Source organism: Pseudomonas sp. Leaf127 (assembly GCF_001423155.1).
Lineage (GTDB): Bacteria > Pseudomonadota > Gammaproteobacteria > Pseudomonadales > Pseudomonadaceae > Aquipseudomonas > Aquipseudomonas ovata.
Genome location: NZ_LMOA01000022.1, coordinates 50,823 through 72,820, shown reverse-complemented (window position 1 = coordinate 72,820; position 21,998 = coordinate 50,823). Strand labels below are relative to the sequence as shown.

Genomic DNA, 21,998 nt, shown 5'->3' with positions numbered 1-21,998 from the left:
CCTTGAGCTGCGTCAGAGGTTCCGGTTTGGGCTATCATGCGCGGCTTTGATTGCCACAGGCCCTGGAGCCGTCCATGAATACGCTGTTTATGCATTGCCGGCCCGGCTTTGAAGGCGAGGTCTGCTCGGAAATAGCCGACATCGCCGCCCGCCTGAACGTGGCCGGTTATGCCAGGGCCAAGGCCGACACCGCCTGCGCCGAGTTCATCTGCCTTGAACAAGGCGGCGCCCAGCGCCTGATGCAGGGCCAGCGTTTTGACCGCCTGATCTTCCCGCGCCAGTGGGCACGGGGCGAATTTGTCGAACTGCCGGAAACCGACCGTATCAGCGTATTGCTCGAACACCTGAACGCGTTTCCGGTGTGTGGCAGCCTGTGGCTGGAAGTGCTCGACACCAACGATGGCAAGGAGCTTTCAACTTTTTGCCGCAAGTTCGAGGTGCCGCTGCGCAAGGCCTTGCTCAAGGCCGGCAAGCTGCGTGAAGACCCCGCGCTGCCGCGTTTGCTGCTGACCTTCAAGAGTGGCCGCGAGGTCTTTCTGGGCCTGGCCGAGGCCGATAACAATGCGATGTGGCCGATGGGCATCCCGCGCCTGAAGTTCCCCCGCGAGGCACCCAGCCGTTCGACCCTCAAGCTTGAGGAGGCCTGGCATCACTTTATCCCGCGCGACCAGTGGGATGAGCGTCTGTCCGGCGACATGACCGGCGTCGACCTGGGCGCCGCACCCGGTGGCTGGACCTACCAGCTGGTGCGTCGCGGTATGCTGGTGACCGCCATCGACAATGGCCCGATGGCCGAAAGCCTGATGGACACCGGCCTGGTGCAGCACCTGATGACCGACGGATTCACCTGGAAGCCGCGCCAGACCGTGGACTGGATGGTCTGCGACATCGTCGAAAAGCCGGCACGCAATGCCGCCTTGCTGGAAACCTGGCTGGGCGAGGGCTTGTGCCGCGAGGCAGTGGTCAACCTCAAGCTGCCGATGAAACAACGCTACGCTGAAGTGCGCCGCCTGCTGGAGCGCATCGAGGACGGCTTCAAGGCCCGCGGCGTCAAGGTGTCCATCGGCTGCAAGCAGCTGTACCACGACCGTGAAGAGGTCACTTGCCATCTGCGTCGCCTGGATCTGCGCAAGGCTTGACCTGCCCTCAGACGAGGCGCCACACCGCTCACCTGCTTTTCGGAGTAAACGATGCCTGACCCGATCGAAACCCCCATCGCCGATGCCATCCTCGATGCCACCGGCCTGAACTGCCCGGAACCTGTGATGATGCTGCACCAGAAAGTCCGTGACCTGGCCGCCGGCGGTTTGCTCAAGGTGATCGCCACTGATCCCTCGACCCGCCGCGACATTCCCAAGTTCTGCGTATTTCTGGGCCATGAGCTGGTGGACCAGCAGGTCGAAGGCACCACGTTTCTGTACTGGATTCGCAAGAAGGCTGATTGACAGGCCCGGCCACCTGCCTGAAGGCCTGTTCCCGTTCCCACGTCGTACCCACGGAGCCACCCATGCACATCGTTGCTGACGAAAACATTCCGCTGCTCGACGCATTCTTTGCCGGGTTGGGCACGATCCGCCGCCTGCCGGGCCGCGCCATTGACCGGGCGGCCGTGGCCGATGCCGATATCCTGCTGGTGCGCTCGGTGACCCCGGTCGACCGCGCCCTGCTCGAAGGCAGCCCGGTGCGCTTTGTCGGCACCTGCACCATCGGCACCGATCACCTGGACCTCGACTACTTCAGCGAGGCCGGTATCCAGTGGTCCAGCGCGCCGGGCTGCAATGCCCGGGGCGTGGTCGACTACGTGCTGGGCAGCCTGCTGACCCTGGCCGAAATCGAAGGCGTCGAGTTGCCCCTGCGCACTTATGGCGTGGTCGGGGCCGGGCAGGTCGGGGGGCGGTTGATCGAGGTGCTGCGTGGCCTGGGCTGGAACGTGCTGGTGTGTGATCCGCCGCGCCAGCAGGCCGAGGGCGGCGACTATGTGAGCCTGGACGAGATCATCCAGCGTTGCGATGTGATCAGCCTGCACACGCCGCTGGACCGGGCCGGCGCCCACCCCAGCTGGCACCTGTTCGACCGCCCGCGCCTGGAGCGCCTGCGCCCGGGCACCTGGCTGATCAACGCCAGCCGGGGCGCGGTGGTCGACAATCAGGCACTGTACGAGGTGATGCTTGACCGCGAGGACTTGCAGGCGGTGCTGGATGTCTGGGAGGGCGAGCCGCAGGTTCATGTACCGCTGGCCGAGCTGTGCACCCTGGCGACCCCGCACATTGCCGGCTACAGCCTCGACGGCCGCCAGCGTGGCACGGCGCAGATCTACCAGGCGCTGTGCACCTTTCTGCAACAGCCGGCCAGCATCCAGTTGCAGGACCTGCTGCCGCGCCAATGGCTGGCGCATGTCGGCCTGGACCGCGAGGCCGACCCGGCCTGGGCCCTGGCCATGCTGTGCCGCGGCGTCTATGACCCGCGCCGCGATGACGCCGACTTTCGCCGCACCCTGGAAGGTGACACCGACAGCCAGCGCCAGGCGTTCGACGCCTTGCGCAAACACTACCCGCCGCGCCGCGAAATCGATGCACTGAAGGTCAGGCTCGAAGGCGAAGGCATCCAGGCGCTGGCGCAGGTGGTGCAGGCGCTGGGTGCCCGATTGGTGTGACGCCTGGCCTCAGGCCTTGAGGTGGTCATCCACCGATTTGACCGTGCCGTAGCCGAACTCGAAGGCCGCCATCATGGCGGCATGCACATGGGCAGCCGGCACGGTCACGTCGTTGAACGTCAGGTCGAGCGTGGCGCAGGCATCGTGCAGCACAGTCACCGGGTAGCCCATGTCGGCGGCGGCCCGCACGATGGCATCGATGCACATGTGGCTCATGGCGCCGACCACCATCAGGCTTTCGACACCCTGTGCGTGCAGTTGCTGTGCAAGGTCCGTTTCACGAAAGGCATTGATGTGGTGCTTGACGATCACCGGCTCGTCGCCGACCGGCGCCACGCCAGGCTGAATCTGCACGCCGTCGGAGCCTTTGACGAACAGCGGCGCCTCATCACCGACAAATTCATGCTGGATATGAAACACCGGCACGCCCGTTTCCCGTGCGTGGGCAATCACGCGTGCCGCTTTGGCTGCCGCGGCTTCTATGCCCGACAACGGCAGCTTGCCGGTGGGCAGGTATTCGTTTTGCAGATCCACAACGATAAGGCCCTGTTGCATGTTTGAGGCTCCTGATGAATGAGCAGCATAGAAAGTAGTGCTCGTGGGCTGGCCTGCCAGACCAAGAGTGCACGACGGGCAATCTCAAGGCCGCAGGCTGTTCGAAGTGCCTATTGTTGTGGGATATGCAGATCGACAACAGTGGCCTGAATGACATATATCGATGTAATCGGGCCATACAGGGTTTGACCCATACGCTGCCAGGCGATAGGTTCGGGCCACGATTGGATGATCCGGAGTGCCGCCCATGCCTGCCGTTCGCGTTGCCGTGCTTGCCTATGACGGTGTGAGCCTGTTTCACCTGTCCATTCCCGGCATCGTGCTCGGGGCGGTCGAGCTGACTCCCGGCGTGGCCCACTACGAGGTGATGTACTGTGCCGAGACGCCGGGCAGGGTGGTGAGCGACCAGGATGTCGGCATCGATGTCGTGCATGGGCTTGAGCTGATGCAAACCTGTGAGGTGATCATCATTCCGGCCTGGAGCGACCCCGACGTAGCGGCTTCAGCAGCGTTGGTGCAGGCGCTGCAGCAGGCGAACGCGCAGGGCAGGCTGATCGTCGGCCTGTGCCTGGGCGCCTTCGTGCTGGGTGATGCCGGCCTGCTCGACGACAAGGAAGCCACCACGCACTGGATCGCCCGCGATGCTTTTGCCCGGCGCTTCCCCAAGGCCCGTTTTCGGCCGGAGGTGCTCTATGTCAATGCCAGCAACATCATGACCTCGGCCGGCACCGTGGCCGCCATCGACTGCTGCCTGCACCTGATTCGCCAGCGCCACGGTGCCGATGCCGCCAATCGCACCGCCAGGCTGCTGGTGACGCCGGCGCACCGGCCGGGCGGCCAGGCCCAGTATGTGGAGCAGCCGGTGCCTGAACTGGCGTCCGAAACGCGCTTGTCCGAGGTGCTGGCCTGGGCCCGCGCCAACCTGTCCGGTCCGCTGTCGCTTGATGACCTGGCCGGGGTGGCGCGCATGAGCCGGCGCACCTTCACGCGCCGGTTTCGCGAGGCCACAGGCAGTACCGTGTCGCGCTGGGTGAATGCCGAGCGTGTGGCACGGGCGCAACAGCTGCTGGAAACCACGGACCTGTCGGTCGAATGCATTGCTCAGGAGGCCGGGTTTGGTACGTCGCTGTCCTTGCGCCAGCAGTTGCGTGCACACCTGGGCACTTCGCCGTCCGATTATCGGCGGATGTTTTTCCGCGACAGGCACGCGCGCTGAGCCTTCGTCTGGCGCATAAAAAACCCGACACAAGGGCCGGGTCATAAGCTTGGGTATAGCATCAGTCTTCTTTGTCGGGTGTTACCCAGTGCTTGTCGCATTCCTGGCAGGCGGCCTGCACCATGGCTTCGGTGATCAGGACCTCGCGGCCGTGCTCGTCGACAATTGCGCCACCCACGGGAAGGCTGGGGGTGGCCCGAATGACCTCAACTTGATTGCCGCTGGTTTGCAAGCTCATGGTCTTTCTCCTTCATCAGATGTCGCAGTCAAGGTAATCACGCTTGATGAACGCGCCGTGACGCCGCGATCATTCAAGTGCGGTAGTGCAGCAGAACAGGCTGTAAACATCCAGTGCCTGCTTAGACCGATCGGTTCCGGTGTCTCTGCAATGTCGTCATAACCACGTAGGGTGGCTGACGCAGGTGCGCAAGTGCCAGTAGTCTAGCCTTGCCCTTATATGTGATATGACAGATGGAATTGAGTTCATGGTTTTTGCGTTTTCCGGTGATTCGCGTCAGGCCCTGAGCCTGGCCTGGCGTTTTATTTCACCTTACCGCTGGCGCATTGGCGCCGCCTTGCTGGCCCTGGTGGTGACCGCCGGCATCACCTTGTTCATGGGCCAGGGCATCAAACTGGTGGTCGATCAAGGATTCATGACCCGCTCGACCGAATCGCTCAACGAGTCGATTGTGCTGTTCGTGTGCCTGATCCTGGGCCTGGCCGGGGGGACGTTCGTGCGCTCCTACCTGGTGTCATGGACCGGTGAGCGCGTGGTGGCCGACGTGCGCAAGGCGGTTTTCAACCATCTGGTCGATTTGCACCCCGGCTTTTATGAATCCAACCGTGGTTCAGAGATCCAGTCGCGGCTCACCGCCGACACAGCCTTGTTGCAATCGGTGATCGGCGCCTCACTGTCAATGTTCCTGCGCAGTTCGCTGATGGTCATCGGTGGCATCGTGCTGCTGTTCATCACCAACCCGCGCCTGACCAGCATTGTCGTGGCCTTCCTGCCGCTGGTGCTGGCGCCGATCGTGATCTTCGGCCGCCGGGTACGACGCCTGTCGCGGCAGAACCAGGACCGGGTCGCCGAGGTCGGCAGCTACGTGGCCGAGGCCCTGGGGCAGATCAAGACCGTGCAGGCCTACAACCACCAGCCGCAGGACCGCGAGCGCTTTGCCGGCACGGTCGAGCAGGCTTTCGAGGCTGCCCGCCGGCATATCCTGCAACGCGCCTTGCTGTTCACCCTGGTGATCGGCCTGGTGCTGGGGGCCGTGGCGGTGATGCTGTGGGTCGGCGGCATGGATGTCATTCACGGACGCATCACCAGCGGCGAACTGGCCGCCTTTGTGTTCTACGCACTGATTGTCGGCACCTCGTTCGGCACCATCAGCGAGGTGATCGGCGAACTGCAGCGGGCTGCCGGCGCCGCACAGCGCATTGGCGAATTGCTGCAGGCACGCAATGAGATACAAGCACCGCTGACGGTCACCGACCGTTTGCCGGCGCGGGTCAGTGGTCGCCTGGCGCTTGAAAATATTGGCTTTGCCTATCCTTCACGGCCGGAGCGCAAGGTGCTTGACGCGCTGAGCCTGACCATCGAGGCCGGCGAGACCCTGGCCTTGGTCGGGCCTTCCGGGGCGGGCAAATCCACGCTGTTCGACCTGTTGCTGCGTTTCTATGACCCGCAGCACGGCGAGATTCGCATCGAGGGCGTACCGCTCAAGCAGCTTGATCCACATGAGTTGCGCCGTTGCTTTGCACTGGTATCACAGAACCCTGCGCTTTTTTTTGGCAGTATCGAGGACAACCTTCGCTACGGCAGGCCCCAGGCCAGCGACGAGCAGGTCGAGGCGGCTGCGCGTATTGCGCATGCGCATGAATTCATCCAGCAGATGAAAAACGGCTATCGCACGCATCTGGGAGAGGATGGGCTGGGCTTGTCCGGCGGTCAACGGCAACGCCTGGCGATTGCCCGGGCCTTGCTGGTCGATGCACCGATCCTGCTGTTGGACGAGGCCACCAGTGCGCTGGATGCGCAAAGCGAGCACCTGATTCAACAGGCCCTGCCGAGCCTGATGAAGGACCGCACCACGTTGGTGATCGCGCACCGCCTGGCCACCGTACAGAACGCCGATCGCATTGCGGTGATCGATCAGGGGCGCCTGGTGGCCGTGGGCACGCATCGGCAACTGATCGCCAGCAACCCGCTGTATGCACGGCTGGCGGCGTTGCAGTTCAATGCCGAGGTGTGACGGATGCGCGAACCGTAGCAGTCGGTTCGCGGTTCAGCTTGCCGCTCGAGGCCTTAACGGTATTCGCACAGGTAGGCGGTGTCGACGCTGACTTTCAACTGGAACTTGCTGTTGGCCGGTACGTTGAAGCGGCTGCCAGTGGCAAAGGTCTGCCAGTCGCTGCTGTCAGGCAGCTTGACGACCAGTTCACCGGAAATGACGTGCATGATTTCGGCCTGGGCGGTGCCGAACTCATATTCGCCTGCGGCCATCACACCGATGGTGGCCTGGCCTTCGGCCTGGCTGAAGGCGATGGATTTGACGGTGCCGTCGAAATACTCGTTGACCTTGAACATGGCGGATCCTTGAAGAATGGCTGGAAAAGGGCGGCCAGTATGCCCAACCCGATTCTTTACGTCATCCGCTGCAAAGGTCTTGCAGGGCGCTAGTTAGGCAGGATCAGTGGCATCAGCCTGGCCGTATTGCGCGCATCGACCAGAGCGCGGTGCTGCTGGCCGCTGAACTGCATGCCGGCCAGTTGCAAGGCGCTGTTGAGGCCCACCGGGCGGTGCAGTTGCCGGGCCTGGGCAAAACGCTGCTTGAGGTTGACATAGGGCAGTTGCTGCAAGGCGCTGCTCAACTGGTGGTTACGCCATTCTTCCTGCAATTGCTTGTGGTCGTAGTCGCCCCAACTGGCCCAGCCCACGACGCGGGCCCGGTGGTGACCCAGCCAGCGTTCGAATTGCAGCCAGACAGCGGGCAGCGAGGCGGCGCTGTCAATGTCGCCCTGGCTGATGTGAGTCAGCTCGCGGCAGAAGTGCGTCAGCAGCGGCCTTCTGACCGGGCGAACGAAACGCTCGAAGTGATCCAGTTCGCGTCCATCCTGATTGACCAGGGTGGCACCGATTTCGATGATTTCCATTTCTGCGACCGGCCAACCCCCTTCCTCGGTGGTGGCTTCCAGGTCGATCACCAGCCAATGTGGCATGTTCAAGCTCCCATCCATCGGTTCTATACGCAACATGTGCGTCCAGCGTAGCCAGATTCGCGTCTGTGTGCGCAGGTATGTGTTACATCGACTCTCAAGCGTATCAAAGGTGCTGCCACCGGCCGTCGCCGATGTAGCCGGAGTTGTCTAACCGGTCAAAACCGCATAGCGTGTACAGTTTTCCACGCGCCTTGAATCATGAAGCCTCTACGCTCGTTTCTTGCTGTTCTGGCGCTGGCCTTGGCGACCCTGTTGCCGGCTGGCGTACAGGTCGAGGCTGCGCAGGTCGTGCGCATCGGTGCCGTGCATTTTCCGCCTTATGTCGTGCGGCCGGAAAATGGCCAGGGCCAGGATCTGCTCGCTGAACTGGTGGCCGCGTTGAATCGCCGCCAGCAGGCTTATACGTTCGTCGTGGTGCCGGCTTCGGTCACCCGGCGTTACCGCGATCTGGCCCAGGGGCGGGTCGACATGGTGGTTTTCGAGAATCCACAGTGGGACTGGCAGGGCATTGCCCATGTCAGCGTCGACATGGGCCTTGAGGACACTGAGGTGTTCGTGGCCCGGCGGGTACCGGGCCGGCAGCAGGATTATTTTGCCAACCTGAGCGACAAGCACCTGGCGTTGTTCAGCGGCTACCACTACGGATTTGCGCGTTACAACGCCGACCCCGGCTATCTGACGTCCACGTTCAATGCAACGCTGACCTATTCGCACGAGAGCAATCTGCTGATGGTGGCGCGTGGGCGGGTGGACATTGCGCCCGTCACCCGTTCGTTTCTTAACGATGCACAGGTGCGCCATATTCTTTCGGCCGATCAGTTACTGGTGTCCGAGCGTGTGGATCAGGTGTACCGGCACTTTGCGTTGATACGCCCGGGCGGCGCGATAACCGCCGAGGCGTTCTCCGGGTTGCTGCGCGAGGTGCGCGACAGCGGTGAAATGGCCAGGATTTTCGAGCCCTACGGCATTCGCGTGGTGACAGAACCCCGCCCCCTGCCGGTCGAGGGGCCTATGGGCAACAAGGCTCGGGTGACCGTCAAGCCCTGAGCGAGGCGGCGATGCCCAGGCAGTGTCAGCGATCCTTGGCCTCCTTGGCATCCATTTCGGCGTTGCGCTCGCGCACGCGTTTGAGTTGATCTTCGGTCAGTGGCAGTTTTTGCGCCGTGTCGCGCAACAACATGAGCCCGCCAACGATCGAGCCGATTGCAACGATCAGAATTAACCAGGCATACCAGGGCATAACGCGCACTCCTTCTTGTTCATGTCGGTTTGAGCCATCGCGGTGTCCGATGGTTCCCAGTGTAGGCTGGCCTTGCGCTTCGCATGGCAGCCTTGATGGCGACAGATCCCCGACAATGGCAAAAGCTGATCATCGGGTCCCGTCGCCGCTGATGTTCGGCTACAATACGCGCCGATTTCGACCAGCCTGAGAACCCGCTAATGTCCGCCTGCCAGACCCCAGTCATCGTTGCCCTGGATTTTCCGACCCGTGACGCCGCCCTCAAGCTGGCCGATCAGCTCGATCCCAAGCTGTGCCGGGTCAAGGTCGGCAAGGAGCTGTTCACCAGCAGCGCATCGGGCATCGTCGAAACCCTGCGCGAACGCGGCTTCGAGGTGTTCCTGGACCTGAAATTCCACGACATTCCCAACACCACCGCCATGGCGGTCAAGGCCGCCGCCGAGATGGGCGTGTGGATGGTCAACGTGCATTGCTCCGGTGGCCTGCGCATGATGCAGGCCTGTCGTGAAGTGCTCGACCAGCGCAGCGGCCCGCAGCCCTTGCTGATCGGTGTCACCGTGCTGACCAGCATGGCACGTGAAGACCTGGCCGGCATTGGCCTGGACATCGAGCCGCAAGAGCAGGTGCTGCGCCTGGCAGGCCTGGCCCAGCAGGCCGGCCTGGATGGCCTGGTGTGTTCGGCCCAGGAAGCCCGTGCGCTCAAGGCCGCGCATCCGGCCTTGCAACTGGTGACGCCCGGCATTCGCCCGGCCGGCAGTGCGCTGGACGATCAGCGCCGCATCCTGACCCCGCGCCAGGCGCTGGAAGCCGGCTCCGACTACCTGGTCATCGGCCGCCCGATCAGCCAGGCCGCCGATCCGGCCCAGGCGCTGCAAGCGGTGGTCGCCGAACTGGCGTAAGACCCATTAGGCTGCCCCCGACCGCTGCAACCCGGTAGGAGCCCGCTTGCCGGCGACCGAGTGCGCAAGCGCTCGCAGAAGTTGATTGAACGCCACTATTTTTACAAGCTGCGCAGCAGTCGTAAATTTGCAGCGCTCCGAGATTTCTGCGAGCGCTTCGCACTCGGCCGTTCCTGCAACGCAAGGACGCGCCTGACAGACCAATGAGCCTTTTCCCTTCAGTTCCGCCGAGAAAGCTGACTTGAGCGGGCAGGCCCGGCTGCTTTAGATTGACGGCTCATTGATTGTTCGGATGGACCCATGTCGATTCCAACGCTGTATCCGCAAGCGCTTCGTCCCGGCGATGCCGTGGCCCTGGTATCGCCGGCCGGCCCGGTGCAGGCCCAGAGAATCGAGGCCGCCGCCGCTGTGCTCGAAGGCTGGGGGCTCAGGCCGCGTATCTACCCGCATGCGCTGGACCGGCATTCGTTCCATGCCGGCACCGATGCCAACCGTCTGGCCGACCTCAACCAGGCCCTGAACGACCCCGAGATTCGTGCCGTGATCTGCAACCGGGGCGGCTATGGCGTGCAGCGTATTCTGACAGGCGTCGACCTGTCGGCCGTGCGCCGCGATCCGAAGTTGGTCAGTGGCTTCTCCGACATCACCGCTTTGCACGGATTGCTCTGGGCCCAGGCACGGCTGGCCTGTGTACATGGCCCGGTGGCCAATCAGATTGGCGACAGCCCGACACTCGCCGCCGGCCTGCGGCAGGCCCTGATGAGCACCGAGCCTGTGCAGCTCAAGGCGGATCCACGCGCCGGCACCGGCAGCGTGTGCACTGCCGGCAGCGCCCGGGGCCTGCTGCTGGGGGGCAACCTGAGCATGCTCAGCACCTGCATCGGCACCCCGTTCATGCCCGACTTGAGCGGCGCCATCCTGCTGCTCGAAGACGTTGGCGAAGCGGCCTATCGGGTCGATCGGCTCATGACCCACCTGGGCAACTGCGGCGTGCTGCAAGGGCTGGCCGGCGTGGCGCTCGGTGATTTCAGTGTGCCGGAGCAGGCTGCCGGCAGCATCACCCCGGCACAGGTGCTGCTCGAGCGGCTGGGCGAGCTGGGCATTCCGGTACTTGGCGGCTTGCCTGTCGGGCACGGCAGCGTCAATGTGGCCCTGCCGCTGGGCACCGAAGCGGTGCTGGATGCCGATGCTGGCACCTTATGGGTCAGTGCCGGCACCCGCGCCTGAACAGACCGTAATAAGGTGGCGAGCCGTTTTCGGGGCCCGCCACCGGCCTGAAACATTCTGGAAACGACCTCCATATAGCTTATTGCTACTACTCCTGCATTCCCTGCTTGTATGGCTGCTTGTCCGTTGCGACCCTGCACGGATATTGAATGTTGCTGTAGCACATCTTTCTAATGGGAACGGGATGCTATGAGGTCGACCGGATTTACTCATCTGGGCATGGCAAAAAAACTGGGCCTGGGTTTTGGCCTGGTGTTGCTGCTGACGGCACTGGTTGCGAGCCTGGGCGTGTGGTCCCTGCAACGCGTCAACCAGCATTTCGACGGGCTCAAGCAGATGTCAGCGCTCAACAGCAGCCTGCTTGACGTGCGCCTGCTTGAGCAGGACTATGCCCTGCATAACGACCCCAAGGTCGCCGAGCGCCTGCGGGTCGAGGTCGATGCACTCACTGCGCGTGCCGAGGCACTCGCGGCCGCGTCCCCGGCCAATGCGGTAGTAATGGGCCAGGTGCGTCAGGGGCTGGTCGACTATCGCCGCTCGTTCGATGCCTTTGTCGACATCAACCAGAGCAAGGACCTGGCGCTGGAAATGGCCAACTGGTCGGTCTCCAGCGTCGCCAACAACCTTGAAGTGCTGCAGAACGGCCTGGCCGACGATGGCGCCTGGACGCTCAAGGACACTCAGGGCAAGGAGGGTGCAGCGTTCATCGAGCAGGCCGGCAAGGTCAGCCAGGTCTCCCGCTTGATGCTGCAGGCCATGGACGAAGCCCGTGTGCGCCTGGACAAGAGCCGCCGCACCGGCGCGGGCGAGGAGGTACGCACCGGCACTATCGAACAGGCCGAACAGGCCCGTGCCCTGGCCGACGAGCTCAAGGGCGCGATCAGCGACCCTGGTTACCAGACGGTGATCAACGAAGTCAGTGGCCACATTGCCAATTTCAACGACCAGCTCAAGCAATACACCGACCTGCTGGCCCGGCAGGCCGAAGTGGCCGGGCAACTGGCCGCCAATGCCCGCCAGGTGGTGGAACAGGTGCGCCAGGTGTATGCCGCCGAAGACCAGTCGATGCAGGCACAGATCAATCTTGGCAGTTGGCAGATACTCGCCGGCTCGGTGCTGGCGTTGCTGGTCGGCCTGATGGCGGCCTGGCTGATCACCCGTCTGATCGTGGGGCCCCTGCGCCAGGTGATCGGCCAGGCACAGCGCATTGCTGCCGGCGATTTGAGCGGCAGTGTCCAGGTGGAGCGCCGGGACGAGATTGGCCAACTGATGCAGGCCATGCAGCAGATGAGCAACGGCCTGAGCCGGATCGTCAGTGGCCTGCAGGCAGGAATTGAACAACTGGCCAGCTCGGCCCACGATTTGTCGACGGTGACCGAGCACACCAACCTGGAAGTCAACAGCCAGAAAGAAGAAACCGAGCAGGTGGCCACGGCCATGAACCAGATGACCGCCACTGTGCACGATGTGGCGCGCAATGCCGAACAGGCCGCGCTGGCGGCCCAAAGTGCCGATGAGAAAGTCGGCACCGGCCAGGCGGTGGTGCGCCAGAGCCTGCAGCGTATCGAGCAGTTGGCCAATGCCTCCTCGGCTGCCAGCCAGAGCATTGAAAACCTCAGCGCCCAGGTACAGGACATCGATCAGGTATTGGGCGTGATCAAGAGTGTGGCCGAGCAGACCAACCTGCTGGCCCTCAACGCCGCCATCGAGGCGGCCCGCGCCGGCGAGCAGGGGCGTGGCTTTGCCGTGGTGGCCGATGAGGTCCGGGCCCTGGCGCGTCGTACCCAGCAGTCCACGGCCGAGATCGAGCAACTGGTGGCCAGCCTGCGCAACGGTGCGCGCACGTCGGTGGAGCAGATCCAGAGCAGCAGCGAACTGGTCAGGCTGGCCGTCGGCGATGCGCGGCAGGCCGAAAGCGCCTTGGGAAGCATTGCCACGGCGGTTTCGACCATCGAGCAGATGAACCAGCAGATCGCGGCGGCCGCCGAACAACAGAGCTCGGTGGCCGAAGAGATCAACCGCAGCGTCACCAGCATTCGCAGCAGTGCCGACCAGTCGGCCCTGGCGATGCAGGGCAACGCCACCTCAAGCGTCGAGCTGGCCGCCCTGGGCGCCCAGCTCAAGGGCATGGTCGGGCATTTCCGGTTGTAGGCGATTACCCGCCGCCTTGGCGCCGCGCCAAGGCGGCACGCTGTCGCCGGCAAGCGCGCTTGCCGGAATGCCGGACCACCGCGACCGGCTGCGTTAGCAGTCGTAAATTTGTGGCGTTTCGCAGATTTTGCGAGCGCTGCGCACTCGGTCGCGGGCAGAGCGCGCTCCTACCGTCCTCGAGCATTGAGGATCAGCAGTGTCAGCACGCCCGCCACGATCCCCCAGAACGCCGATCCTACCGAAAACAGCGTCAGGCCCGAGGCGGTAACCATAAAGGTGATCAGCGCCGCCTCCCGCTCGCCGGGTTCCTGCATGGCCACGGTCAGGCCGTTCATGATCGAGCCAAACAGCGCCAGCGCGGCAATCGACAGCACCAGCTCCTTGGGAAAGGCCGCGAACAGCGCCGCCAGGGTGGCGCCATACAGGCCGGCAACGGCGTAGAACACCCCGCACCAGATAGCAGCGGTATAGCGCTTGCTCTTGTCTTCATGCGCATGCGGGCCGGTACAGATCGCGGCGCTGATGGCCGCCAGGTTGATGCCGTGCGAACCAAAGGGGGCCGCCAGTAGCGAAACCAGGCCGGTCACGCTGATCAGGGGCGAGGAGGGCGTGTCGTAGCCGTCGGCCCGCAACACTGCCACTCCCGGCATGTTCTGCGAGGCCATGGCCACCACGAACAGCGGAATGCCGATGCTGATGGTCGCGGCCAGCGAGAAGCTCGGCGTGGTCCAGACCGGTGTGGCCAGTTCCAGCGCAAAGCCACTGAAGTTCAGCAGGCCCAGCGCGGCAGACAGGCCGATGCCGACCAGCAAGGCGGCCAGTACGCAATAACGGGGCGAGATTCGCTTGATGATCAGGTAGGTGAAGAACATGCCCAGCACCAGGCCGGTGCGATGCTGGGCGGCAATGAAGATTTCACTGCCGATCTTGAACAGAATGCCGGCCAGCAGGGCGGCGGCCAGCGATGCCGGTAGGCGGCGCACCAAGCGCTCGAAACTGCCGGTCAGGCCGCACAGGGTGACCATGACCGCGCAGGTGATAAAGGCGCCAATGGCCTCGGGGTAACTGACCCCGCCCAGGCTGGTGACCAGCAGCGCCGCCCCCGGCGTCGACCAGGCCACGGTGATCGGCGTACGGTAGCGCAGCGACAGGCCGATGCTGCACAGCGCCATGCCCATGAACAAGGCCCACAACCACGAAGAAATCTGCCCACCGCTCAAACCGGCGGCTTGTCCTGCCTGAAACATCAGCACCAGCGAGCTGGTGCAGCCGGTCATCATGGCAATGAAGCCGGCCACCACCGATGACAGCGAAGAATCTGCCAACGGGCGCAGGGGCGTTTTCAGGGCGGTCTGGGGCATGCGGGGCTTTCCTTGCAACATACGAATGACGAAGGCGCCCAGCCTAAACCCGGCAGTTACACGGCGTTACGATACAGCGAAGGGCGTATTGGGCCGTACAGTTGTTCACTCATTTGCCGGCCGCGCCCGGCTGCAGGGTCTTGCCCAGCGCCTGGTTGACACTCAACCAGCCCTCGACCGCCTCTTGCCCGGCTTCGGCGAACACGCGCTGCAACAGCTTGACCTGTTCACGGCGCAAGGCTTGCTCGAACGTCTGCCCTTCAGCGCTCAGGCTCAGCAGGCGCTTGCGCTTGTCGGTCTCGGGCGCGGTGCTGTGCACCATGTCCATGGCCAGCAACTGGCGCAACGGCATGTTCAACGCCTGCTTGCTGACGCCCAGTACGCCGAGCAATTCCTTGACGCTCAGGTCCGGGTGGCGGGCGATGAAAAACAGGATGCGCTGGTGCACGCGGCTGAAGCCCCGGCGGGCCAGCATCTCGTCGGCCTTGGCCGTGAATGCCTGGTAGCCGAAGAAGAAAGCCTCCATGGCCAGTTGTTGGCTGGAACAGTTTTTAAGGTCAAGCATATTGACGTATCTACCGCTGGCCACGTAGTTTGGTCAACGAGTTTGACGTATTTTCCTTCTGCTCGGCTACCGGTGAACTGTCATGGCTTTTTCTGAACGAGTGTCACGCCTCAAAAGTTCTTTGATCCGCGAGATCCTGGCCGCTGCCCAGCGCCCGGAGGTCATGTCCTTTGCCGGTGGCCTGCCTGCCGAGTCGATGCTGCCGGCGATGGACTGGTCGGCCATGCCGGTCAGTCTTGGTCAATACGGCATGAGCGAAGGCGAGCCGGCGCTGCGCGAAGCGCTGGCTGCCGAAGCCCGGGCGCTGGGCATCGCTTGCCAGGCCAGCCAGGTGCTGGTGGTCAGCGGTTCGCAGCAGACACTGGACCTGGCCGCCAAGCTGTACATCGATCAAGGCACCGAAATCCTCATGGAAGGCCCGACTTACCTGGCCGCCCTGCAGATTTTCCAGTTGTTTGGGGCCGATTGCCTGACTGTACCGGTAGCGTCCGAAGGTCCCGACCTGGCGGCGTTGCGCCAGCGCCTCGAACAGCACTCGCCGGCCTTCGCCTACCTGATTCCGACCTTTCAGAACCCGTCCGGGGTGCGCTACAGCGAGGCGCGGCGCGAGGCGGTGGCCGCTTTGCTTGATGAATTCGGCGTGACCCTGATCGAAGATGAACCCTACCGCGAGCTGACATTCGATGGTGCCAGCGCGCGGCCGATCGTGGCGCGGCTGCGTCGTTCAAGCTGGATCTATACCGGCACGGTGTCCAAGACCCTGCTGCCGGGCCTGCGCGTCGGTTACCTGATCGCCAGCCCCGACCTGTTCCCGCACCTGCTGCGCCTGAAGCAATCGGCCGACCTGCACACCAACCGTATCGGCCAGTGGCAGGCCCTGCAGTGGATCGGCAGCGCACGTTACAACGACCATCTGGGCGTGCTGCGCCAGTTCTACCGTGAGCGCCGCGATGCGTTCGAGGTGGCCCTGCAAACGCATTTTGCCGACCTTGCGAACTGGAACACGCCGCAGGGCGGGCTGTTTTTCTGGCTGACCCTCAAGCGGCCGCTCGATACCCGCACCTTGCTTGACGCGGCACTGGCGCAGGACGTGGCGTTCATGCCGGGCGAGCCGTTCTTTGCCGATCCGCAGGCCCATCATGGCCACTTGCGGCTCAATTTCAGCCATATCGATCCGGCGCGCCTGGATGAAGGTCTCAGACGCCTGGCGGCGGTCATTCGTGCGGTGCATTAGTCGCGGACAGTACCAGCCGCCCTGGCGGCGCAACGCCGGCAGGGGCGACTGAACGCGTGGATCAGACGGCGCCGAAGCGCTGGTCGAGGTAGGCGATGATGACCTTGGATTCGTACATCCAGGTGACCTTGTCGCCTTCCTGGATACGCAGGCAGGGCACCTTGACCCGGCCGCCCTCGGTGAGCAGGGTCTGGCGGTCGGTCTCGTTGTTCTTGGCATCACGCAGGGCCACCGGCACATTGAGGCGGTGCAGGGTGCGGCGGGTCTTGACGCAGAACGGGCAGGCATGGAACTGATACAGGGTCAGGTCCCGGGCGGCCTTGTCGACCTCGGCCTGGGCCTCGGCGCTGCGTTTCTTGCGGGCCGGACGGGAAACGGCATCGCCAAGAACGATGAGTTGGCCAAGACCAACCCGAAGGGCTTTCATGAGCACGGGCGTACCTCTTTGGGGCGGGGCCGGCGCCAGGGCAGAGCGCCCGGCACCGGTGCCTGTCATTTGATCAGGCTGAGAAATTCACTGCGTGTCGCGGCATTGTCGCGGAACTCGCCGAGCATCACCGAGGTGATCATCGAGGAATTCTGTTTTTCCACACCGCGCATCATCATGCACATGTGCTTGGCTTCGATCACCACGGCCACGCCCAGTGCACCGGTCACCTGTTGCACGGCTTCGGCAATCTGGCGGCTGAGGTTTTCCTGGATCTGCAGCCGGCGGGCGTACATGTCGACAATGCGTGCAACCTTGGACAACCCCAGCACCTTGCCATTGGGGATGTAGGCCACATGGGCCTTGCCGATGAAGGGCAGCAGGTGGTGTTCGCACAGCGAGTACAACTCGATGTCCTTGACCATGACCATTTCACTGGCGTCGGAGCTGAACAGCGCGTCATTGGTGACTTCTTCGAGCGTCTGCTGGTAGCCACGGCACAGGTACTGCATGGCTTTGGCCGCCCGCTTGGGCGTGTCGCGCAGGCCTTCACGGGCAACGTCTTCGCCCAGTTGGCCAAGGATGGCGGTGTAGTTGTGTTCCAGTGTCACGGGAATGTGTTTCCGTATGGAGAGCGATCAGGCGCACATACTACCCGACCCATGCGGGCAGGTGTATGGCCGCTTGTGAAACGCCGGGTTTGTATCGGTTTGCTTACCATGCAGCGACCAGAACGCTACCTACTTTTGCCTGCTCGGGCAGTCTCAGGTGCAGATCATCCTGATTATTGCCGGAGAGTGGAAAGCCCATGTTGAGTCGAGTCGCAAAAACAGCCCTGTTTGTCGTCGTGTTGTCGTCAATGTCCGGTTGCTGGCCATTCTGGGGGCCGGGCGGTCATGGTGGGCAGGGTGGCGGGGGCGGCGGTCACCATCAGGGCGGTCCTGGCGGTGGCCCAGGCGGTGGTGGCCCGGGGCCGCGCTGAGCCTGGCAAGGGGTGTGTTATTCGTCGCGCCCCTCAAGCATGGTGCGCTTGAGCAGCACATACAGGGCACCGGCACCCCCGTGCCGGGCCTGGCATGAGCAGAAGCCCAGCACTTGCGGGTGCTGGCGTAGCCAGGTGTTGACGTGGCTCTTGATCATCGGCCGCTTGCCGTCCAGGCGCTGCGCCTTGCCGTGGGTCACGCGCACGCAGCGCACTTCCAGTTTCGTGGCTTCGGCAAGAAACGCCCAGAGGGTTTCGCGCGCCATCTCCACGTTCATGCCATGCAGGTCCAGGCTGCCCTCGAAGGCAATCTGACCCAGCTTGAGCTTGCGCATCTGCCCTTCCTGAACGCCATCACGCGCCCAGTGCAGCACATCTTCGGGGCCCACATCGATGACGAACTGGTCGGACAGGCCGTCAATGGTCAGGGTCTGCGTGCTGGCCACGGCCGACTGGCGCAGTCTGTCCAGTTGACGGCGGTCGGCCTTGGGCTTGCCAAGGTCGGCATGTGCATGCCGGATCGGTTTCACACCGCGCATTTCGTTGTGAAAGAGGGAAAAGTCATCGTCTGGCATAAGGGGCCTTGGGCGGGCTGTTGCAGCGTCAACAGCCCGAAGGGATCAGATCAGGTCCTGGGTCACGACCACAGTGGCGAAGTTGTCAGCCATGATGGCCATCTCGGTGCGGTGTACCACTTGTGCACTGACGACACCGTCGGGGCCTGGCAGGTCGCGGGTGGCGCAGGCGTCGTCCACCAGGGTGCAGCGGTAGCCGTAGTCCTTGGTGGCGCGCACCGTGGTGCTGATGCTCGAGTGGCTCATGAAGCCGCAGACAATCAGGTCCAGATGGCCAAGGCTCTGCAACAGCTCGTGCAGGCCGGTGCCATTGAAGGCGTTGGGCAGGCGCTTCTCGATCACATGCTCACCTTCAAGTGGCAGCAGCTCCGGAATCAGTTTGCCGCGTTCGCCCTGCGGGTCGAACAGGCCGCCTACCGTGCCGAGGTGGCGAATGTGCACGATGGGGCATTTGGCCGCACGGGCCTTTTCGACCAGCTTGCCGATATTGGCCAGTGCCTCCTGCATGCCGCTCAGCGCCAGAGGACCGCTGAGGTACTCTTTCTGGGCGTCGATGATGATCAGCGTGGCATTGCTCAGGCTGGCCCGGGCATGCACCCGTCCGCTGAGTTGAAACATGGTCTTAAGAGAGGGCATCAGGGGCTCCTTCAAGTGGGGCTTTTGTCACATTGTCCTCTGGTCGAGCGGTTCTGTGAATCGCCACAATTGAAAGCCGCGGTTTTAGCGGCCTGCAGGACAGGGGAACAAGCACTGGATGATGGCTGTTTGCCTTGATGGAAGGGGTGCAATGGTAGACACTCTGCAGCTTTCCGTCACTCACTGCTGTTAGAATCTGGCGTCGTTTTCTCAGGAGCTTGCCCATGATCACTTCCCGCTTGCGCACCGTGCGCGATCATATCCGCTGGGCTGTCAGTCGGTTTCATGAGGAAGATGTGTTTTTCGGTCACGGGACCGACAATGCCTGGGACGAAGCCCGGCAACTGGTGCTGGGTGCCTTGCACCTGCCTTGGGAGATCGCCGACAGCTACCTGGACTGCCGGCTGGAAGTCGATGAAGTCTGCGAATTGCAGCGCCTGATCAAGCGCCGTATCGACGAGCGCGTGCCCACGCCTTACCTGCTGGGCGAGGCCTGGTTCTGCGGCATGTCGTTCATCGTCGATGAGCGCGTGCTGATCCCGCGCTCACCCATCGCCGAACTGATCGAAGAACGCTTCGCGCCCTGGCTGGCCCAGGAACCTGCGCGCATCCTCGACCTGTGCACCGGCTCCGGTTGCATCGGCATTGCCTGCGCCGAGGTCTTCCCGCAAGCCGAGGTCGTTCTGTCCGACCTGTCGTTCGACGCCCTTGAAGTGGCCAACCAGAACATCGAGCGCCATGGACTGGACGAGCGTGTCTATACGGTGCAGGGCGATGGCTTCGCAGGTTTGCCTGGTCAGCGCTTCGACCTGATCGTGTCCAACCCGCCGTATGTCGATGCCGAAGACTTTGCCGACATGCCCGACGAGTACCAGCACGAGCCGGAGCTGGCCCTGGCCTGCGGCGACGACGGCCTGAACCTGGTGCGGCGCATGCTTGGCGAGGCGGCCGACCACCTGACCGAAAAAGGCTTGCTGATCATCGAGGTCGGCAACAGCCAGGTGCACGTGCAGGCCTTGTACCCGCAGGTCGACTTCACCTGGCTGGACTTCACGCGCGGTGGCCATGGTGTGTTCATGCTCAGTGCCGAGCAGTGCCGCACGCACCAGGCCTTGTTCAAGTCGCAGGTTTAAGCCGGCCCGGCGCACCGGGTGCTACCGGTGTGTCGCGATCCAGATCAACAGCCCGGCCTGGAACACCGCAAAGGTGACCAGGCAGGCAATGGTGAAGCGCAGGCTGCTGTCGTCACGCTTGTATTTGTTGACCCTCTGTTCATGCTTGCGGATTTCGGCTTCCTGCGCCGCCAGGTTCTGCTCGGCCTTTTCCAGCATGTGCGCGGCGTCGATAACCTCGACGATCTGCACCTTGTCATTGTTCCAGGTGTTCTGCAGGTTGCCGACCTGCACCGCCTTGATGCTGCCCTTCATGTGCTGAGTGTCTTCGTAGACGACTTCAAAGCCCTGGGTGCGCAGGAAATGGTCGCGGCGATTGCGGGTGTCCGGGTTCAAACCGTCCTTGCTGGCCAGTTCGACGCCTTCGAGCCTGTAGGTCGACCAGCGCTTTTGCGCCCAGTGAATGGCGTGGGCGATCAGAAAGCGTCCCAGCCCCCGGTTCCACGGCTCGACCTGCAGACCGGATTCAGGCCCGAATCGCACCACGCGCAATTGGTGATCAGCCCACACGTCCAGGTGGTTTTGCTCACGGCGCACGCGTTGCCCCGGCAGCTGGATATTCAGGCGCAGCAGGCTCAGTTCCCGACTGTGGCGTTCGGCGCGGCCGAACTGCACGAAGCGCAGAGGACGCCCGCCGGTGGCGCGATCGGTGGGCAAGGGGGCCAGGCGCAGCATCTGGAAATGCTCGGGCAGCACGTCTTCCCAGGGCTGCGGCGGTGCGGCGGGCTCTTCAGTGGCGGGTTTTTCAGCGGTTTCAGTGGCTTGGGTCATTCACGGCAATCCTGTCCACGGCCGTGCACAGCGCACACACAGCCAGTGCCTCGCTATCGGCCGGTTCGCCCGACTCTTAAGGGGCGTTGGTCGGATTGACGCCAACATTCTGTTGCATTGACGTCACCTCTGCGATGAAGGCCAGGATATGCCGGGTCAGTTCGCTGGCCAGGGGCAGCTTGGGGTTGCGGTAGGAACGCAGTTGCTGCTCCAGGTCATTGGGCACGATGCGCAGTACGTGATTCATCCCGTCGATCAGCGCCAATTGCGCCTCAGGCCGTGCCTGTTGTAACAGCTGCGCGTCCTCGACGCTGACCTGGATGTCGTTGCGGCCCTGCACGATCAGCGCCGGCACTTGAATGCTGGCAAACGCGGCGGCCGGGTCCTGGCGCAACAGCGATATCAGATAAGGCTGCACGCTGGGGCGAAACACCACCTTCAGGTCATCAGGCACCTGCGGGTCGGTGCGCCCGGCCTTGAGTGTGTCGAGCAATTCATCGCTGCGTTGGCGCAGGTTTTCCGGCAGGCGCTCCTGCAACTGCTCGCGCAGCACCTGATCCACGGGGCGCCCGGTGCCGCCCACGGTGATGATCGCCGCGGCTTGCGACCGGCTGGCCGCCAGTGAGGCAATCAGTGCGCCTTCACTGTGCCCCAGCAGAATCAGCGGGCCCAGGCGCGAATCCTGCTTGAGCTGGCGCGACCAGGCCAGCACGTCGTCAACATAACCTTCGACGCTGAGGTTGCGTTCGTCGGGCGTGGCTGCCTTGCTCGCGGCCACGCCACGCTTGTCATAGCGCACGCTGGCGATGTTGTACCGCGACAGGGTGATGGCCAGTTGCTTGAGGCTGTCGTTGCGACCGCCTTCGGGGTTGTTGCCATTGCGGTCGGTCGGCCCGGAGCCGGCGATGATCAGCACCACCGGCACAGGCTGGTCCGAGCGTGGCAGCAGCAAGGTGCCATACAGCGTGCCATTGCCGGTCTGCAGGCTGATGGGGCGTTGCAGCACGCTGGGCGCGGCGGCCTGGGCCAGGCCGGCCAGAAACGTCAGGGCCAGGCAGAGCAGGGCGGGCAAGGAGCGATTCAGGGAAATTCCAGGGTGCATCACAAGGCCATCA

At 63.5% G+C, this 21,998-nt stretch carries 24 protein-coding genes and 1 pseudogene; 12 read left to right on the top strand and 13 right to left on the bottom strand.

The window, feature by feature from the left end:
- Positions 1–74 precede the first annotated feature (74 nt).
- The 3 genes from rlmM (at position 75) to pdxB (ending at position 2,653) form a co-directional block, all read left to right on the top strand.
- On the top strand, positions 75–1,139 hold the full coding sequence (rlmM, locus tag ASF84_RS18220; protein WP_056840261.1) for a 23S rRNA (cytidine(2498)-2'-O)-methyltransferase RlmM: 1,065 nt from the start codon (positions 75–77) through the stop codon (positions 1,137–1,139).
- A gap of 51 nt (positions 1,140–1,190) precedes the next feature.
- On the top strand, positions 1,191–1,445 hold the full coding sequence (gene tusA, locus ASF84_RS18215; RefSeq protein ID WP_056840260.1) for a sulfurtransferase TusA: 255 nt from the start codon (positions 1,191–1,193) through the stop codon (positions 1,443–1,445).
- A gap of 62 nt (positions 1,446–1,507) precedes the next feature.
- On the top strand, positions 1,508–2,653 hold the full coding sequence (pdxB, locus tag ASF84_RS18210) for a 4-phosphoerythronate dehydrogenase PdxB (RefSeq protein ID WP_056840259.1): 1,146 nt from the start codon (positions 1,508–1,510) through the stop codon (positions 2,651–2,653).
- A gap of 9 nt (positions 2,654–2,662) precedes the next feature.
- Here the strand turns inward: pdxB and ASF84_RS18205 are convergent, their stop codons facing one another.
- Positions 2,663–3,208 carry a cysteine hydrolase family protein gene (locus ASF84_RS18205; protein ID WP_056840258.1) on the bottom strand — a complete coding sequence of 182 codons (546 nt, stop codon included), beginning with the start codon at positions 3,206–3,208 and terminating at the stop codon, positions 2,663–2,665.
- A 247-nt stretch (positions 3,209–3,455) separates the two neighbouring features.
- Between ASF84_RS18205 and ASF84_RS18200 the strand changes: the two genes are divergently transcribed.
- Complete coding sequence (locus ASF84_RS18200; protein ID WP_056840257.1) at positions 3,456–4,424, top strand: GlxA family transcriptional regulator; 969 nt, start codon at positions 3,456–3,458, stop codon at positions 4,422–4,424.
- A gap of 61 nt (positions 4,425–4,485) precedes the next feature.
- On the opposite strand, the gene ASF84_RS29495 is transcribed toward ASF84_RS18200, so the two are convergent.
- On the bottom strand, positions 4,486–4,662 hold the full coding sequence (locus tag ASF84_RS29495) for a PA1571 family protein (RefSeq protein WP_056840256.1): 177 nt from the start codon (positions 4,660–4,662) through the stop codon (positions 4,486–4,488).
- Positions 4,663–4,909: 247 nt separating this feature from the next.
- Here ASF84_RS29495 and ASF84_RS18190 point away from each other — a divergent pair, with 247 nt between their 5' ends.
- Positions 4,910–6,676 carry an ABC transporter transmembrane domain-containing protein gene (locus ASF84_RS18190; protein WP_056840255.1) on the top strand — a complete coding sequence of 589 codons (1,767 nt, stop codon included), beginning with the start codon at positions 4,910–4,912 and terminating at the stop codon, positions 6,674–6,676.
- A 53-nt stretch (positions 6,677–6,729) separates the two neighbouring features.
- Here the strand turns inward: ASF84_RS18190 and ppnP are convergent, their stop codons facing one another.
- Both ppnP and ASF84_RS18180 read right to left on the bottom strand, forming a co-directional pair.
- Positions 6,730–7,011 (bottom strand): pyrimidine/purine nucleoside phosphorylase, encoded by a 282-nt coding sequence (gene ppnP, locus ASF84_RS18185; protein WP_056840254.1) that lies wholly within the window; start codon positions 7,009–7,011, stop codon positions 6,730–6,732.
- A gap of 89 nt (positions 7,012–7,100) precedes the next feature.
- Entirely contained in the window at positions 7,101–7,643 is a 543-nt protein-coding gene (locus tag ASF84_RS18180; RefSeq protein WP_056840789.1) for an exonuclease domain-containing protein, read from the bottom strand.
- 198 nt (positions 7,644–7,841) lie between these two features.
- On the opposite strand from ASF84_RS18180, the gene ASF84_RS18175 reads away from it, so the two are divergent.
- The gene (locus ASF84_RS18175) at positions 7,842–8,690 is read left to right on the top strand and encodes a substrate-binding periplasmic protein (RefSeq protein ID WP_056840253.1); all 849 of its coding nucleotides are present in this window, start codon (positions 7,842–7,844) and stop codon (positions 8,688–8,690) included.
- 25 nt (positions 8,691–8,715) lie between these two features.
- Here the strand turns inward: ASF84_RS18175 and ASF84_RS28610 are convergent, their stop codons facing one another.
- On the bottom strand, positions 8,716–8,883 hold the full coding sequence (locus ASF84_RS28610) for a DUF2897 family protein (RefSeq protein WP_082481693.1): 168 nt from the start codon (positions 8,881–8,883) through the stop codon (positions 8,716–8,718).
- Positions 8,884–9,083: 200 nt separating this feature from the next.
- Between ASF84_RS28610 and pyrF the strand changes: the two genes are divergently transcribed.
- The 4 genes and pseudogenes from pyrF to ASF84_RS30265 all read left to right on the top strand — a co-directional run bounded on the left by pyrF (position 9,084) and on the right by ASF84_RS30265 (position 13,160).
- Positions 9,084–9,782 carry an orotidine-5'-phosphate decarboxylase gene (pyrF, locus tag ASF84_RS18170; protein ID WP_056840252.1) on the top strand — a complete coding sequence of 233 codons (699 nt, stop codon included), beginning with the start codon at positions 9,084–9,086 and terminating at the stop codon, positions 9,780–9,782.
- 300 nt (positions 9,783–10,082) lie between these two features.
- The gene (locus ASF84_RS18165; RefSeq protein WP_056840251.1) at positions 10,083–11,009 is read left to right on the top strand and encodes a S66 peptidase family protein; all 927 of its coding nucleotides are present in this window, start codon (positions 10,083–10,085) and stop codon (positions 11,007–11,009) included.
- A 189-nt stretch (positions 11,010–11,198) separates the two neighbouring features.
- Positions 11,199–12,302, top strand: a pseudogene (locus ASF84_RS30270) (HAMP domain-containing protein); the annotation flags it as partial.
- Complete coding sequence (locus tag ASF84_RS30265) at positions 12,279–13,160, top strand: methyl-accepting chemotaxis protein (RefSeq protein WP_442963078.1); 882 nt, start codon at positions 12,279–12,281, stop codon at positions 13,158–13,160. The pseudogene ASF84_RS30270 and the gene ASF84_RS30265, both read left to right, overlap by 24 nt.
- 167 nt (positions 13,161–13,327) lie before the next feature.
- On the opposite strand, the gene ASF84_RS18155 is transcribed toward ASF84_RS30265, so the two are convergent.
- The gene (locus ASF84_RS18155) at positions 13,328–14,521 is read right to left on the bottom strand and encodes a benzoate/H(+) symporter BenE family transporter (RefSeq protein ID WP_056840249.1); all 1,194 of its coding nucleotides are present in this window, start codon (positions 14,519–14,521) and stop codon (positions 13,328–13,330) included.
- Between the two features lie 109 nt (positions 14,522–14,630).
- Complete coding sequence (locus ASF84_RS18150) at positions 14,631–15,086, bottom strand: MarR family winged helix-turn-helix transcriptional regulator (RefSeq protein ID WP_056840248.1); 456 nt, start codon at positions 15,084–15,086, stop codon at positions 14,631–14,633.
- 82 nt (positions 15,087–15,168) lie between these two features.
- Between ASF84_RS18150 and ASF84_RS18145 the strand changes: the two genes are divergently transcribed.
- Positions 15,169–16,320: an aminotransferase-like domain-containing protein gene (locus tag ASF84_RS18145; protein ID WP_056840247.1), complete on the top strand. Its 1,152-nt coding sequence runs from the start codon at positions 15,169–15,171 to the stop codon at positions 16,318–16,320.
- Between the two features lie 61 nt (positions 16,321–16,381).
- Here ASF84_RS18145 and ASF84_RS18140 read toward each other — a convergent pair whose 3' ends face one another.
- From ASF84_RS18140 to ASF84_RS18125, 4 genes are all read right to left on the bottom strand, one after another.
- Positions 16,382–16,753: a glutaredoxin family protein gene (locus ASF84_RS18140; protein WP_056840246.1), complete on the bottom strand. Its 372-nt coding sequence runs from the start codon at positions 16,751–16,753 to the stop codon at positions 16,382–16,384.
- Between the two features lie 59 nt (positions 16,754–16,812).
- Positions 16,813–17,358, bottom strand: coding sequence for a GTP cyclohydrolase I FolE (gene folE, locus ASF84_RS18135; RefSeq protein WP_056840245.1), 546 nt, complete (start codon positions 17,356–17,358; stop codon positions 16,813–16,815).
- 388 nt (positions 17,359–17,746) lie between these two features.
- The gene (locus ASF84_RS18130) at positions 17,747–18,304 is read right to left on the bottom strand and encodes a Smr/MutS family protein (protein WP_056840244.1); all 558 of its coding nucleotides are present in this window, start codon (positions 18,302–18,304) and stop codon (positions 17,747–17,749) included.
- Positions 18,305–18,349: 45 nt separating this feature from the next.
- Complete coding sequence (locus tag ASF84_RS18125) at positions 18,350–18,940, bottom strand: cysteine hydrolase family protein (protein ID WP_056840243.1); 591 nt, start codon at positions 18,938–18,940, stop codon at positions 18,350–18,352.
- A gap of 224 nt (positions 18,941–19,164) precedes the next feature.
- Between ASF84_RS18125 and prmB the strand changes: the two genes are divergently transcribed.
- The gene (gene prmB / locus ASF84_RS18120) at positions 19,165–20,073 is read left to right on the top strand and encodes a 50S ribosomal protein L3 N(5)-glutamine methyltransferase (protein WP_056840242.1); all 909 of its coding nucleotides are present in this window, start codon (positions 19,165–19,167) and stop codon (positions 20,071–20,073) included.
- 21 nt (positions 20,074–20,094) lie between these two features.
- Here the strand turns inward: prmB and ASF84_RS18115 are convergent, their stop codons facing one another.
- The gene (locus ASF84_RS18115; RefSeq protein ID WP_056840241.1) at positions 20,095–20,883 is read right to left on the bottom strand and encodes an N-acetyltransferase; all 789 of its coding nucleotides are present in this window, start codon (positions 20,881–20,883) and stop codon (positions 20,095–20,097) included.
- 76 nt (positions 20,884–20,959) lie between these two features.
- Positions 20,960–21,985: an alpha/beta hydrolase gene (locus tag ASF84_RS18110; protein ID WP_056840240.1), complete on the bottom strand. Its 1,026-nt coding sequence runs from the start codon at positions 21,983–21,985 to the stop codon at positions 20,960–20,962.
- Positions 21,986–21,998 lie beyond the last annotated feature (13 nt).